Origin of the sequence: Streptomyces sp. DSM 110735, from assembly GCF_016482685.1 — a bacterium.
GTDB lineage: Bacteria > Actinomycetota > Actinomycetes > Streptomycetales > Streptomycetaceae > Streptomyces.
The window spans coordinates 26703-40931 of sequence record NZ_JACYHF010000021.1; the positions used below are offsets into that span (position 1 = coordinate 26703).

Genomic DNA, 14229 nt, shown 5'->3' on the forward strand with positions numbered 1-14229 from the left:
AACCAGGTGACACCGGATCACGCCGATGTGATCAAGCCACGTACGGCTCCCCCACCCCCCACGCCTCGTACATCGCCCCCGCGAACGCCCCCGCGATCCGGTGTTCCCCGCTCGCGTTGGGATGCGTGCCGTCGTAGGTGTCGGTGTGGATGTCCCAGCCGCTCGGGGTGGAGGCGAGCAGCAGGGGCGCGCGGGGTTCGTCGAGGTCGGCGACCGTTTTGGCGAGGAGGGTGTTGAAGAGGGCGACCTGGTCGGCGAAGGGGGTGTCCTCGGCGGCGCGGACGTTGGGGATGACCGGGAGCAGGACCATGCGGACGCGGGGGCGGGCTTCGCGGGCGGCGGTGATGAACGACCGGACGTTGTCCGCCGTCTGCTCCGCGTTGGTGTAGAAGCCGAGGTCGATCAGACCGAGGGAGACGAGGAGGACGTCCGCGCGGTGGGCGCGGACCGCGTCGCCGATCAGGGGGGCCATGTGGAGCCAGCCCTCGCCCCACCCGGCGAGGTGCGCGCGGGGGAAGTCGGGGTCGGCGTACTCGTAGGAGTCGGCCGCGCCGGTCGCCTGGTCGTAGAGCGTCTCGCGGGGGCCGACGATCTGGAAGGGGCCGCCGTACGTCGTGCGCAGGTGCTGCCACATCCGGTAGCGCCACGTGTGTTCGCCCGCGCTCCCGATCGTCATGGAGTCACCTACGGGCATGAACCTGAGCATTCGCTCATCATGGACGATCGCGGGGCCGCCCGGGGAATCGGGAGGGGTGTGAGGCCCGCCACGGGAAGGCGTCACGGGAAGGCGTCATGGGTAGGCGTACGACTCGCCCGGTGAACACCCGCGCGGAGTGGCACGCTTGGCTCATGCGCCGACCGTTCGCCCTGCTCGCCGGGGCCCTGCTCGCGGGGGCCTGCGCGCTGCCCGCGTCCGCCGCCGACGGGGACCAGGGGTTCACCATCAAGGACCCCAGGATCACCGAGTCCAGCGGCCTGGCCGCCTCCCGGCAGCACCCCGGGATCTACTGGACCCACAACGACAGCGACGACGGCCCGTATCTGTACGCCGTCGACAGCGCGACCGGCAAGACCGTCGCCACGGTGACCCTGCGCGGTATCGGCGCCCCGCGCGACGTCGAGGCCATCTCCATGGGTCCCGACAACCAGCTCTACGTCGGCGACATCGGCGACAACTTCCATGGCCGCTGGCCCTACGTGTGGATCTACCGGCTGCCCGAGCCGAAGACGCTCAAGGACCAGACGATCACGGCGACGCAGTACGTGGTCAAGTACTCCGACGGCCCGCGCGACGCCGAGTCGCTGATCGTGGACCCGAAGACCGGGCGCGCGTACATCATCGACAAGAACGAGGACGGCGGCCACCTCTACGAAGGTCCCGCCGAACTGTCCTCCTCGGGCACGAACATCTTCCGCCCGGTCGCCACGGTCGACCTGTGGGCCACCGACGCCGCCCTCTCGCCCAACGGCAGACAGCTCGCCGTGCGCGGTTACTTCGGCGGCGTCTACTACGACTGGAACGGCGGCAGGATCAAACGGAAGGGCCGGCTCGACGTGCCCCTCCAGGGCCAGGGGGAGTCCGTCTCCTACTCCGTCGACGGCACAAAGCTGCTCTACGGCAGCGAGGGCGCGGAGAGTTCGGTGCGCGCCCTGGACGCGCCGAAGGGGGCGACGGACGCCTCCTCGTCCAAGTCGCCGTCCGGAGGCGGGGGTTCGGCATCCGGTGACGGTGACGGTGACGGTGTCGGTTCCGGCGGGAACGTCGGGATGGGCGCCGTCGTCGTGGCCCTCGGCGCCGCCGCGCTGTTCGGGGTGCGGCGGATGCGGCGCAAGGGAGACGGCGCGTAGAAGCGCGCGGCAGGCGTGCGTACGGCAGGGGGCGCCCGGTGTGACACCGGGCGCCCCCTGCTGTCGTTCAATCGGCGGTCAGAGCCGCTCGATCACGTAGTCCACGCACTTCGTGAGCGCCTCGACGTCCGCCGGGTCGATCGCCGGGAACATCGCGACCCGGAGCTGGTTGCGGCCGAGCTTGCGGTACGGCTCGGTGTCCACGATGCCGTTGGCGCGCAGCGCCTTGGCGACGGCGGCCGCGTCGACCTCGTCCGAGAAGTCGATCGTGCCGATGACCTGCGAGCGCTTGCCCGGGTCGGTGACGAACGGCGTGGCGTACTTGGACTCCTCCGCCCAGGTGTACAGCCGCGTCGAGGAGTCCTTGGTGCGTCCGGTCGCGAAGTCCAGACCACCCTGGCCGTTCAGCCACTCGAGCTGCTCGTTGAGCAGGAAGAGGGTGGCGAGCGCCGGGGTGTTGTACGTCTGGTTCTTGCGGGAGTTGTCGATCGCCGTGGGGAGCGAGAAGAACTCCGGGATGTGGCGCCCGGAGGCGTGCACCCGCTCGGCGCGCTCGATCGCGGCCGGGGAGAAGACGCCGATCCACAGCCCGCCGTCGGAGGCGAAGGACTTCTGCGGGGCGAAGTAGTAGACGTCCGTCTGCGCGATGTCGACCGGCAGACCGCCCGCGCCGGAGGTGGCGTCCACCAGCACCAGCGAACCCTCGTCCGCACCGGCCACGCGCTCGATCGGCATGGCGACACCGGTGGAGGTCTCGTTGTGCGTGAAGGCGTACACGTCCACGCCCGCCTCGGCGCGCGCCTCGGGGTGGGTGCCGGGGTCGGAGGCGATGACGGTGGGCTCGGCCAGCCACGGCGCGAGCTTGGCGGCCTTGGCGAACTTGGAGGAGAACTCGCCGAAGTTCAGGTGCTGCGACTTGTTCTCGATCAGCCCGTGAGTGGCGATGTCCCAGAACGCGGTGGAGCCGCCGTTGCCGAGGACGACCTCGTAGCCGTCGGGGAGGGAGAACAGGGAGCTGATGCCTTCGCGGACCTGGCCCACCAGGTTCTTGACCGGGGCCTGGCGGTGGGAGGTGCCCAGCAGGGAGCTGCCGGTGGCGGCGAGTGCCGCCAGCGCCTCCGTCCGCACCTTGGAGGGGCCCGCGCCGAAGCGTCCGTCGGCGGGCTTGATGTCAGCGGGGATCTCGATGTCGGCCACGAGTCGGAGCGTATCCGGTGCGCGAAACGGTACGAAGCCCTGTCCGTCGGATGAGACGAGATCTCCGGTTCGTGGACTTGTGGGCTCGTACGACGATCCCAGGAGCGGGGAGGGCCTGTGGACAACTTCCGATGCCGGTGAGTGATCGGATGCATGCTGGAGCCACGACCGGTCTGCGGACCACGACCGGCCTGCGGGACCAGGACCGGTCCACGAGGACCACGACCGGTCCGCGGGACCGCGAGCGAACTACGGGACCACGAGCGAGCTACGGGGGACGGGATGAGCTTCGAGGAAGGGCTGTCGGCGGAAGGGCTGTTCGAGCGAGAGGCGTTCGCGCAGGGGCTGGAAGCGGAGCTGCGGCGCGCCGTGCGGGGCGAGGTCGGCTTCGGCGTCACCGACCGCGCCCTCGTGACGATGGACGCGTCCAACTACCGCCGCGTCCCGCTGGGCGTGGTGGCGCCCCGGGACACGGACGACGTGGCGGCGGTGCTGGAGGTGTGCCGGGCGCGCGAGGTGCCGGTGGTGGCGCGCGGCGGGGGCACGTCCATCGCCGGGCAGGCGACGGGCACGGGCGTGGTCCTCGACTTCACCCGGCACATGAACGCCCTGCTGGACCTGGACCCGGGCGCGGGAACCGCCGTGGTCCAGCCTGGCCTGGTCCTCGACCGCCTCCAGGAGGCCGCCGCTCCGCACGGTCTGCGCTTCGGACCCGACCCGTCCACGCACGGCCGCTGCACGCTCGGCGGGATGATCGGCAACAACTCCTGCGGCTCCCACTCGGTGGCCTGGGGCACGACGGCCGACAGTGTGCGCGAGCTGTCCGTGCTCACCGCGCGCGGCGACCGGCTGCGCCTCGGCGGGAACTGGGCAGGGGCACCGCCCGGGTTGCGGGAACTTGCCGAGGGTGAACTCGCCCGCCTGCGCACCGGCTTCCCGGACCTGCCGCGCCGCATCTCCGGGTACGCCCTGGACGCCCTGCTGCCCGAGAACGGCGCGGACGTCGCCCGCTCCTTCTGCGGCTCCGAGGGCACCCTCGGCATCCTCACCGAGGCGGTCGTGAACCTGGTCCCGGAACCCCGCGCACGTGCCCTCGCCGTGCTGGGCTACGCCGACGAGAGCGCCGCCGCCGAAGCCGCCCCCGGACTGCTGCCGCTCGCCCCGCTCACCGTGGAGGGCATGGCCGCCGACCTGATCCGCGCACCGGCGGGGCTGCCGAAGGGCGGCGCCTGGCTGTTCGTGGAGACGGGCGGGGAAACGCCGGGGGAGGCACGCGCACGGGCAGAGGCGGTGGTCCGCGCGGCCGACGCGGTGGACGCGCGCGTGGTCATCGACCCATCCGAACGGCGCACCCTGTGGCGGCTGCGCGAGGACGCGGCCGGCACCGCGACCCGGATGCCCGACGGCACGGAGGCGTGGCCCGGCTGGGAGGACTGCGCGGTGCCGCCCGCCCGCCTCGGCGCCTATCTGCGCGACTTCCGCGCCCTGCTCGCCGGGCACGGGTTGCGTGGAACGCCCTACGGCCACTTCGGGGACGGCTGTGTCCACGTCCGCATCGACTTCGACCTGCTCACCGACGCGGGCGTCAGCCGCTTCCGCCGCTTCTCCGAGGACCTGGCCGACCTGGTCGTCGCGCACGGCGGCTCGCTGTCCGGGGAGCACGGCGACGGACAGGCGCGCGCGGAGCTGCTGCCCCGCATGTACGGCGCGGAGACGGTCGAGCTGTTCGAGCGGGCCAAGGCGGTCTGGGACCCCGACGACCTGCTCAACCCCGGGATACTGGTCCGCCCGGCACCGCTGGACGCCAACCTGCGCTTCGCCGTGCTGCCCCGCCGCCCGGTGGAGGTGACCTTCGGCTACCCGGCCGACGGCGGCGACTTCCGCGCGGCGGTCCGCCGCTGCGTAGGCGTCGCCAAGTGCCGTACGACCAGCGTGTCCGGGTCCGCCGTGATGTGCCCCTCCTTCCGGGCCACCGGCGAGGAAGCCCACTCCACACGCGGGAGAGCCCGGCTGCTGCACGAGATGCTCGCGGGCGAGCTGATCACCGACGGCTGGCGCTCCACCGAGGTCAGGGACGCGCTGGACCTGTGCCTGTCCTGCAAGGGCTGCCGCTCGGACTGCCCGGTCGGCGTCGACATGGCAACTTACAAGGCAGAGTTCCTGCACCACCACTACGCCGGACGCCTGCGCCCCGCCGCGCACTACAGCATGGGCTCGCTCCCGGTCTGGCTGCGCTGGATCGCCCGCACCCGCACCGCGCCCCTGCTCAACGCGCTCGCCTCGGTACGCCCACTGGCCCGGGCGGCGCGACGGGCGGCGGGGATCGCGGTTGAGCGGGAGATTCCCCGGGTGGCGGAGCGGACGTTCGGGCAGTGGTGGCGGGGGCGGGCTAGTCCTCGCGACCCGGACGGTGGCTTGGGCGGTCCGGGCGGCGTCGGCGGTCCGGGCGCCTTCGGGGGCGGCGCGCTCGCGGGCCGTACCGCCCCGGGTGGGACCGGGGACCTGGTGGTCCTGTGGCCGGACACCTTCACCGAGCATCTGTCCCCGTCCGTCGGCCGGGCGGCGGTGCGGGTGCTGGAGGCGGCCGGGCTGCGGGTCGCCCTGCCGCCGACGCTGCGACTGCGGGGACGCCCGGTCGGGGACGGCCGCTCACGCGCGGCGACCGCGCTGCTCCGGGCCCGCCGGGACCGGGTCTGCTGCGGGCTCACGTACATCTCCACCGGTCGCCTCGACGCCGCCCGCGCAGTACTGCGCCGCACCCTGGACCTGATGGAACCGGTGCTGGAGGCGGGCGCCCCGGTCGTCGTCCTGGAGCCGAGCTGCGCGGCGGCGCTCCGCTCCGACCTGCCCGAGCTGTTGCCCGAGGACCCGCGCGCGGACCGGCTCGCCGCCTCCGTCCTCACCTTCGCGGAGGCGCTGGAGCGGCACGCGCCCCTGTGGACGCCGCCCGCCGTGGACCGCCCGGTGGCCGGCCAGACCCACTGCCACCAGCACGCGGTGCTCGGTGACACCGCCGACCGAGGACTGCGCGCGTCGGCGGGGCTGACCGGTGACCTCAGCGGCGGCTGCTGCGGGCTCGCGGGCAACTTCGGCTTCGAGAAAGGACACTTCGAGGTCTCCCGCGCCTGCGCGGAGGACCAGCTCCTGCCCGCGGTCCGGCAGGCACCCCCGGACGCCGTGATCCTCGCCGACGGCTACTCCTGCCGCACCCAACTGGCCCAACTGACCGGCATACGCGGCCGCCACCTCGCGGAGGTGCTCGCGGACGCGCTGGACCGGGCGGAAGGAGGGCCGTGAGCGGGAGGAACGACCGGAGGGCGCCCTCGCGGCGACGCGCTCAGGGGCGTGCGGGGCCGGGGCGCGGGGCGGTCGGTGCCGGGGCCGGGGGCGGAGCGCGCTCGTAGGGTGAGCGCACAGCGACCTGAAGGAGTCCCGCGCATGACTCTCACCCTGCGTCCCGTCACCCGAGCCGAGCATCTGTCCTTCGTCGCGTCCCTCCCCTCGGCCAGCCACATGCAGATGCCGTCCTGGGGTGAGGTGAAGCCGGACTGGACGGCGGAGAGCCTCGGCTGGTTCGCGGAGGACGGGCGCCTGGTCGGGGTGGGTCTGGTGCTGCTGCGGCCGTTGCCCAAGGTCAGGCGGTATCTGGCCTACCTCCCCGAGGGTCCGGTCATCGACTGGCACGCCCCGGACCTGGAGCGCTGGCTCGCCCCGCTGCTGACCTACCTGAAGTCGCGCGGCGCCTTCTCGGTGAAGATGGGTCCGCCCGTGGTCGCCCGGCGCTGGAGCCCCGAGGCGGTCAAGGCCGCCATCGCGGACCCGGCCGCGCACCGGCTGCGCGACGCCGAGCCCACCTCGGAGGACCCCCGCGCCCGCGAACTGGCCGACCGGCTGCGCCGCATGGGCTGGCGGCAGTCCGAGCCGGGCGCCGAGGAGGGCTTCGCGGCGGGACAGCCCCGGTACGTGTGCCAGGTGCCGCTCGCCGGGCGCTCCCTGGACGACCTCCACCGCGGTCTCAACCAGCAGTGGCGGCGCAACATCAAGAAGGCCGAGAAGGCGGGCGTCAAGGTCGTGCGCGGCGGCCACGAGGACCTGCCGGTCTTCCACGCGCTGTACACCGAGACCGCCGAGCGCGACCGGTTCGTGCCGCGCCCGCTGCCGTACTTCCAGCGCATGTGGACCGCGCTCACCGCAGAGGACCCCGACCGGATGCGGCTGTACCTCGCGCACCACGACGGGGAGGTGCTCGCGGCGGCGACGATGCTGACCGTCGGCGGACACGTCTGGTACTCCTACGGCGCCTCCACCGCCCGCAGGCGCGAGGTCCAGCCCAGCAACGCCCTGCAGTGGCGCATGATGTCCGACGCCCATGAACGCGGCGCGCACGTCTACGACTTCCGGGGCATCGGCGACACCGTGGAGGAGTCCGACCATCTGCTCGGTCTGCTGCGCTTCAAGGTGGGGGCGGGCGGCGAGGCGGTGGAGTACGTGGGCGAGTGGGACTTCCCGCTGAACCGGCTGCTGCACAAGGCGCTGGAGACGTACATGCGCCGCCGCTGAAACCGCTGGTCGCGGGGGTGGGCGCCGGGGTGGGCTCAGAGGTGCGCGCCGGGTCGCTTCTCAGCATCCGGGACGGTCGGTCGTACAGCCGTGAAATCGCTTCACACACCTGACGGTGGTCCATTACCGTGGACCGGGCAGTACACCAAGATGCACAAGATCCGTTCCGAGCCCGACCTCAGGACCGCCCGTGACTCCCGTCAGCACCTCCAGCACGACCACCCCGGCAACCGGTGAGCGGCCGTCGCCGCCGGACGGGCCGGGCGGGTTGGGCTCGCTCGGTCCGGTGGGGCTGGTGCTGGCCGGTGGGATCTCGGTCCAGTTCGGCGGCGCGCTCGCGGTGACGCTGATGCCCCGCACGGGCGCGCTCGGCGTGGTCATGCTGCGGCTGCTCGCGGCGGCCGTGGTGCTGCTCGTGGTCTGCCGCCCCAAGTTGCGCGGGCACTCCCGCGCCGACTGGACCACGGTGATCGTCTTCGGCATCACCATGGGCGGGATGAACGGGCTGTTCTATCAGGCGGTCGCGCGTATCCCGCTCGGTCCCGCCGTCACCCTCGAAGTGCTGGGCCCGCTGGCCCTCTCCGTTTTCGCCTCCCGCCGCGCCATCAACGTGCTGTGGGCCGGGCTCGCCCTCGGCGGTGTCTTCCTGCTGGGCGGGGGCAGCTTCGACACGCTCGACCCCGCCGGTGTGGCCTTCGCCCTGGGCGCGGGCGCCATGTGGGCGGCCTACATCGTTTTCAGCGCCCGTACGGGGCGCCGCTTCCCACAAGCCGACGGGCTGGCGCTCGCCATGGCGGTGGCCGCGCTGCTCTTCCTCCCGCTGGGCATCGCCGGGGCGGGCACCAAGCTGCTGAACCCGACCACCATCGCCCTCGGCTCGGCGGTCGCCCTGCTCTCCTCGGTGCTGCCCTACACCCTCGAACTCCTCGCCCTGCGCCGCCTGCCCGCCCCCACCTTCGCCATCCTGATGAGCCTCGAACCGGCCCTCGCGGCCACGGCGGGCTTCCTCGTCCTCGACCAGACCCTGTCCGCCATGCAGGCGGCGGCCATCGCCCTGGTCATCGCGGCGAGCATCGGCGCGGTCCGCACCCAGACGCGCCGCACCTCGGTCCCCACGCGCGCACCGGAAGCCTGAGCCGAAACCCGAGCGCTGCCCGGCTCGCCGGTCACTCCAGCGTGGCCAGGGCAGCCCCCGCGTTGTGGGCGGCGATGCCGAGCATGGCCCGGCGGTCGGGGAAGTCGCCGTCGAGCAGGCGGAGAGGGCCCGTGACCAGGGAGAGATGCTGGGCGAGGGCGTAGAGCGCGAGGCGGTCGGGGTCCAGGTCCGGGCGGGCGAGACGGTCGTAGTGGGCGCCGAAGCGGAGGCGCAGGAAGGTGTGCTCCCACTCCACGTCGAAGTGGAGCAGACCCTCGATGTCGATGAGGACCGGGTGACCGTCGGCGTCGAGGAGGACGTGGTCGGGTCCGAGTTCGCCGTGGACGAGGCCGTAGGCGGTGCGGGGGTGCACGCGGGCGCGCAGGTCGTGCAGGCGGGTCGCGAGGCGGTCGTGCGCCGCGTGGATCGTGGCGTCGCGGGAGGCGGCTTCGGTGAGGTCCCGCAGGGCGCGGTCGAGGACCAGTTGCTCGGCGGGGGTGGGGGCAGAGGCGCTGCCGACGTCGGAGGGGTGTGGGGTGCCCACACGGCCGTAGTGCGAGGACTGGGCGTGTCGCATGTGGTCGAGGACGCGGGCGAGTTCGGTCAGGGGTGTGGCGGCGCGGGTGGGGTCGTCGGCCAGGAGTGACTCCAGGGTGCCGCCGGGGAGGTCCTCGACCACGGCGAGGTCGGCGGAGGGGGAGCCGGGCGTGCCGGGATCGGTCGCGCCGGGTTCGGTCGCGTGGAGCAGCTCCGGGGTGCGGACGCCCGCGTCCCGGAGGGCGTGGTGTGCGGCCAGGTAGGGGGCGAGGCCGGTGGCGGGAGTCAGGGGGTCCAGGGGGGATTCCCCGCCGGTTTCCGGCCAGAAGTCCTCGTCCGGCGCCCACCGGTAGACGATCACGGCGGCGGGGGCGGTCCCGGCGAGACGTACCCGGTACACGCCCTTCTTGCTGCCGCCGCGCAGTCGCTCGACGCCGACGATCTCGGCGGCTGCGCCCAGTGCCGTACGCAGGAGTTCCGGCAGGTCGACGGTCGTCGTCAGTTCGCGCATCGGGTGACGGTACCGGTCGGTGAAGGCGCCGCGATGGCCGATTTTTTTCATGCAAGCACGCTTGATTGTTTCTCGGGGCGCTGCCATGCTCCCCTCCATGGCCGACCCGACGCCCGTCATTGACGACTTGCGTGCCGAGAGTGCTGAACTCGATCTACTTGTGGGGGAGTTGAGCGCGGAGCAGTGGGCGTTGCCCACCCCGGCGCCCAACTGGACCGTGGCCCATCAGATCGCGCACCTTGCCTGGACCGACCGGTCCGCGTTGATCGCGGTGACCGATCCCGGCGGTTTCCGGGTGCTGGTGGAGAAGGCGTTCGCCGCGCCCGGTTCCTTCGTGGACGAGGGCGCGGAGGAAGGGGCGCGGCTCGCCCCCGCCGAGCTGCTGGCGGGGTGGCGCGCGGACCGGGCAGCGCTGGAGCGGGCGCTGCGGGACGCACCGGCGGGGGCGCGGTTCCCCTGGTACGGACCCCACATGTCCGCCGCCTCCATGGCAACGGCACGGATCATGGAGACCTGGGCGCACGGGCTGGACGTCGCCGCCGCCCTGGGTGTGGTGCGGACCCCTACGGACCGGCTCCGGCATGTGGCCCGGCTCGGAGTGCGGACACGGGACTTCGCCTACGGGGTGCACGGGCTGACGCCGCCGGACGAGGAGTTCCGGGTGGAACTCGTGAGCCCGTCCGGCGAGGTGTGGTCCTACGGCCCGCCCGATGCCGCGCAGCGCGTCACCGGTCCCGCCCTCGACTTCTGCCTGCTGGTCACCCAGCGCGCCCACTGCGCCGACCTGGCGCTGATCGCCGTGGGACCGGACGCCGACCGGTGGCTGGACATCGCCCAGGCATTCGCGGGACCGCCAGGACCGGGGCGCGCACCGGGGGAGGCGGACCGGTGACTCCGCCCGAGCCGAGCCCGCCCGCCGAGACCGCGCCCCAGCCCGTCGCGCCCCTCCGCATCGGCAACTTCTCCGGCTTCTACGGCGACCGCGCCGACGCCCTGCGCGAGATGCTCACCGGGGGCGAGGTGGACGTCCTCACCGGTGACTACCTCGCCGAACTCACCATGCTGATCCTCGCCCGCGACCGGCTGAAGGACCCGAACGCCGGGTACGCCCGCACGTTCCCGCGCCAGTTGGAGGACTGCCTCGGGCTCGCGCACGAGCGCGGGGTGCGGATCGTCACCAACGCGGGCGGACTCCATCCGGCGGGACTCGCGGACGCGGTACGGGGGTTGGCGGACCGGTTGGGGATACCTGTGCGGGTCGCACATGTGGAGGGGGACGACCTCACCGCCGCCCATCCCGGTGTGCTCGCCGCACATGCCTACCTCGGCGGCTTCGGCATCGCGGAGTGTCTGCGCGCGGGCGCCGACGTCGTGATCACCGGGCGGGTGACTGACGCCGCCCTCGTCACCGGTCCCGCCGCCGCGCACTTCGGCTGGGGACCGGGGGACCACGACCGGCTCGCCGGGGCTGTGGTCGCCGGACATGTGCTGGAGTGCGGGACGCAGGCGACGGGCGGGAACTACGCGTTTTTCGGGGACGGCGACGTACGCCGCCCCGGGTTTCCGCTGGCCGAGATCCACGCCGACGGCAGCAGCGTCATCACCAAACACCCCGGCACCGGCGGCTTCGTGGACACTGGGACGGTCACCGCGCAGTTGCTGTACGAGACGGGGGGCGCGCGATACGCGGGACCCGATGTCACCGCCCGGCTGGACACCGTACGGCTCCACCAGGACGGGCCCGACCGGGTGCGGATCACCGGCGTACGGGGAGAGGCACCGCCGCCCACGCTCAAGGTCGGGCTCAACCGGCTCGGCGGGTTCCGCAACGAGGTCGCCTTCGTCCTGACCGGGCTCGACATCGAGGCCAAGGCGGCGCTGGTGCGCGAGCAGATGAGCGACGCGCTCGCCAAGTCGCCCCCGGCGGAGACTAGTTGGGAACTCGTACGCACCGACCGGTCCGACGCCGACACCGAGGAGACGGCGACCGCCCTGCTGCGGCTCGTCGTACGGGACAGTGACCCGCAGGTCGTGGGGCGCGCGCTGAGCGGAGCCGCGATCGAGCTGGCTCTCGCCAGTTACCCCGGCTTCCATGTGCTGGCACCACCCGGAAAGGGCGATCCCTATGGGGTCTTCGAGGGTGTGTACGTGCCCCATGGTGCCGCCGACCACATAGCCGTCCTCCCCGACGGTCGCCGCATCCATGTGGCGCCACCCCAGGACACGCGCGATCTGGACGACGTCCCGGACCCGGTCCTCCCCGAGCCCCTCCCGCCAGGCGGTCCCACCCGTCGCGCACCCCTCGGTCTGCTCGCCGGGGCCCGCAGCGGCGACAAGGGCGGGGACGCCAACGTCGGGGTGTGGGCGCGTTCCGACGACGCCTGGCGCTGGCTCGCGCACGAGCTGACCGTCGACCGGTTCCGCGAGCTGATCCCCGAAGCCCGCGACCTGCCCGTCACCCGGCACGTACTGCCCCGTCTGCGCGCCCTCAACTTCGTCGTCACCGGCATCCTCGGCGCCGGAGTAGCCGCCCGCCACCGCTTCGACCCCCAGGCGAAAGCCCTCGGCGAATGGCTCCGCGCCCGCCATGTGGACATCCCGGAGGGGCTGTTGTGACGCCTCCCGAGCCGCCTCGGTCCCCCAAGCCGCCTCAGCCACGGCAACCGCGACAGCCACGGAAGCCACGACGCCCACCCAAGCCACGCGGAGTGGCCTGCGGCCGACCCTGGTCGCCCGGAGGGTCGGCATCGAACACCCCTCGGTCGCCTCGCCCGTCGTCCCGTGAAGGGCGGCCCTTCACTCCCTCCGGCACTCCCGCCCACCGACCCGGAGACACCACATGACCGTCCTCCCCACCTCCCTCGACCCCACCGCCCCCGACTTCCAGGCCAACCGTGAGGTCATGCTCGGCAAGCTGGCCGAGCTGGAGGCCGAACATGGCAAGGCGCTCGCGGGTGGTGGGGAGAAATATGTGGCCCGGCACCGTAAGCGCGGGAAGCTGCTCGCGCGGGAGCGGATCGAGTTGCTGCTCGATCCCGACACGCCGTTCCTGGAGCTGTCGCCGCTGGCCGGGTGGGGCAGTGAGTACACGGTCGGGGCGTCGCTCGTCACCGGGATCGGTGTGGTGGAGGGCGTGGAGTGCCTGATCACCGCCAACGACCCGACCGTGCGCGGCGGTGCGAGCAACCCGTGGAGCCTGAAGAAGGCGCTGCGGGCGAACGAGATCGCCCGCGTCAACCGGCTGCCCTGTATCAGCCTGGTCGAGTCCGGCGGCGCCGATCTGCCCTCGCAGAAGGAGATCTTCATCCCCGGCGGGGCGATCTTCCGGGACCTGACCCGGCTGTCGGCCGAGGGCATTCCGACCGTCGCGGTGGTGTTCGGCAACTCCACGGCGGGCGGCGCGTACATCCCCGGGATGTCGGACCACGTGATCATGGTCAAGGAGCGGGCGAAGGTGTTCCTGGGCGGTCCGCCGCTCGTGAAGATGGCGACCGGCGAGGAGAGCGACGACGAGTCGCTGGGCGGCGCCGAGATGCACGCCCGCACCTCCGGGCTCGCCGATCACTTCGCGGTGGACGAGCGGGACGCGATCCGCCAGGCGCGCCGGGTGGTCGCGCGGCTCAACCACCGCAAGGCGCACGGCGATCCGGGACCAGCCGAGCCGCCGAAGTACGACCCCGAGGAGCTGCTCGGGATCGTCCCCGGCGATCTGCGCACCCCCTTCGACCCGCGCGAGGTGATCGCCCGCATCACCGACGCGTCCGACTTCGACGAGTTCAAGCCGCTGTACGGCACGAGCCTGGTCACCGGCTGGGCCGAGCTGCACGGCTACCCGGTCGGCATCCTGGCCAACGCGCGCGGGGTGCTGTTCAGCGAGGAGTCGCAGAAGGCCGCCCAGTTCATCCAGCTCGCCAACCAGCGCGACATCCCGCTGCTGTTCCTGCACAACACCACCGGCTACATGGTCGGCAAGGAGTACGAACAGGGCGGGATCATCAAGCACGGCGCCATGATGATCAACGCGGTGTCCAACTCGAAGGTGCCCCACCTCTCCGTCCTCATGGGCGCGTCCTACGGCGCCGGGCACTACGGCATGTGCGGTCGCGCCTACGACCCCCGCTTCCTGTTCGCCTGGCCCGGCGCCAAGTCCGCCGTCATGGGACCCCAGCAGCTCGCCGGAGTGCTGTCGATCGTCGCCCGGCAGTCGGCGGCGGCCAAGGGGCAGCCCTACGACGAGGAGGCGGACGCCGCGCTGCGCACCATGGTGGAGCAGCAGATCGAGTCCGAGTCGCTGCCCATGTTCCTGTCCGGACGCCTCTACGACGACGGCGTCATAGACCCCCGCGACACCCGAACCGTCCTCGGCATATGTCTGTCCGCCCTACACACCGCCCCCTACCAGGGCGCCCGTGGCGGCTTCGGCGTCTTCCGGATGTGAGGC

The 14229-nt window shown here is 72.6% G+C and carries 10 protein-coding genes; 7 read left to right on the plus strand and 3 right to left on the minus strand.

Annotated elements, in window-relative coordinates; all coding sequences use genetic code 11:
* Nucleotides 1-31: 31 nt before the first annotated feature.
* Nucleotides 32-706: a GDSL-type esterase/lipase family protein gene (locus IF655_RS25530; protein ID WP_199587463.1), complete on the minus strand. Its 675-nt coding sequence runs from the start codon at nt 704-706 to the stop codon at nt 32-34.
* A 143-nt stretch (nt 707-849) separates the two neighbouring features.
* On the opposite strand from IF655_RS25530, the gene IF655_RS25535 reads away from it, so the two are divergent.
* Nucleotides 850-1848, plus strand: coding sequence for a WD40 repeat domain-containing protein (locus IF655_RS25535; protein WP_199587464.1), 999 nt, complete (start codon nt 850-852; stop codon nt 1846-1848).
* Nucleotides 1849-1926: 78 nt separating this feature from the next.
* Here the strand turns inward: IF655_RS25535 and serC are convergent, their stop codons facing one another.
* Nucleotides 1927-3045, minus strand: coding sequence for a phosphoserine transaminase (serC, locus tag IF655_RS25540; RefSeq protein WP_199587465.1), 1119 nt, complete (start codon nt 3043-3045; stop codon nt 1927-1929).
* Between the two features lie 282 nt (nt 3046-3327).
* Between serC and IF655_RS25545 the strand changes: the two genes are divergently transcribed.
* From IF655_RS25545 to IF655_RS25555, 3 genes are all read left to right on the plus strand, one after another.
* On the plus strand, nt 3328-6342 hold the full coding sequence (locus IF655_RS25545; RefSeq protein WP_242488934.1) for an FAD-binding and (Fe-S)-binding domain-containing protein: 3015 nt from the start codon (nt 3328-3330) through the stop codon (nt 6340-6342).
* A gap of 141 nt (nt 6343-6483) precedes the next feature.
* Nucleotides 6484-7605 (plus strand): peptidoglycan bridge formation glycyltransferase FemA/FemB family protein, encoded by a 1122-nt coding sequence (locus tag IF655_RS25550; RefSeq protein ID WP_199587466.1) that lies wholly within the window; start codon nt 6484-6486, stop codon nt 7603-7605.
* 190 nt (nt 7606-7795) lie between these two features.
* Nucleotides 7796-8740, plus strand: a complete 945-nt coding sequence (locus tag IF655_RS25555) for a DMT family transporter (protein WP_199587467.1) — start codon at nt 7796-7798, stop codon at nt 8738-8740.
* 31 nt (nt 8741-8771) lie between these two features.
* Here the strand turns inward: IF655_RS25555 and IF655_RS25560 are convergent, their stop codons facing one another.
* The gene (locus IF655_RS25560; protein WP_199587468.1) at nt 8772-9788 is read right to left on the minus strand and encodes a phosphotransferase; all 1017 of its coding nucleotides are present in this window, start codon (nt 9786-9788) and stop codon (nt 8772-8774) included.
* Nucleotides 9789-9885: 97 nt separating this feature from the next.
* Between IF655_RS25560 and IF655_RS25565 the strand changes: the two genes are divergently transcribed.
* From IF655_RS25565 to IF655_RS25575, 3 genes are all read left to right on the plus strand, one after another.
* A complete protein-coding gene (locus IF655_RS25565; RefSeq protein ID WP_199587469.1) occupies nt 9886-10680 on the plus strand; it encodes a TIGR03084 family metal-binding protein in 795 nt (264 codons plus the stop codon).
* Entirely contained in the window at nt 10677-12404 is a 1728-nt protein-coding gene (locus IF655_RS25570) for an acyclic terpene utilization AtuA family protein (protein ID WP_199587470.1), read from the plus strand. Before IF655_RS25565 ends, IF655_RS25570 begins: the two co-directional genes overlap by 4 nt.
* A gap of 223 nt (nt 12405-12627) precedes the next feature.
* A complete protein-coding gene (locus IF655_RS25575) occupies nt 12628-14226 on the plus strand; it encodes an acyl-CoA carboxylase subunit beta (protein WP_199587471.1) in 1599 nt (532 codons plus the stop codon).
* Nucleotides 14227-14229: the final 3 nt, after the last annotated feature.

Coding starts and splice junctions, on each gene's coding strand:
- IF655_RS25530 (WP_199587463.1), bottom strand. CDS start 706: ATGCTCAGGTTCATGCCCGTAGGTGACTCCATGACGATCGGGAGCGCG.
- IF655_RS25535 (WP_199587464.1), top strand. CDS start 850: ATGCGCCGACCGTTCGCCCTGCTCGCCGGGGCCCTGCTCGCGGGGGCC.
- IF655_RS25545 (WP_242488934.1), top strand. CDS start 3,328: ATGAGCTTCGAGGAAGGGCTGTCGGCGGAAGGGCTGTTCGAGCGAGAG.
- IF655_RS25550 (WP_199587466.1), top strand. CDS start 6,484: ATGACTCTCACCCTGCGTCCCGTCACCCGAGCCGAGCATCTGTCCTTC.
- IF655_RS25560 (WP_199587468.1), bottom strand. CDS start 9,788: ATGCGCGAACTGACGACGACCGTCGACCTGCCGGAACTCCTGCGTACG.
- IF655_RS25565 (WP_199587469.1), top strand. CDS start 9,886: ATGGCCGACCCGACGCCCGTCATTGACGACTTGCGTGCCGAGAGTGCT.
- IF655_RS25575 (WP_199587471.1), top strand. CDS start 12,628: ATGACCGTCCTCCCCACCTCCCTCGACCCCACCGCCCCCGACTTCCAG.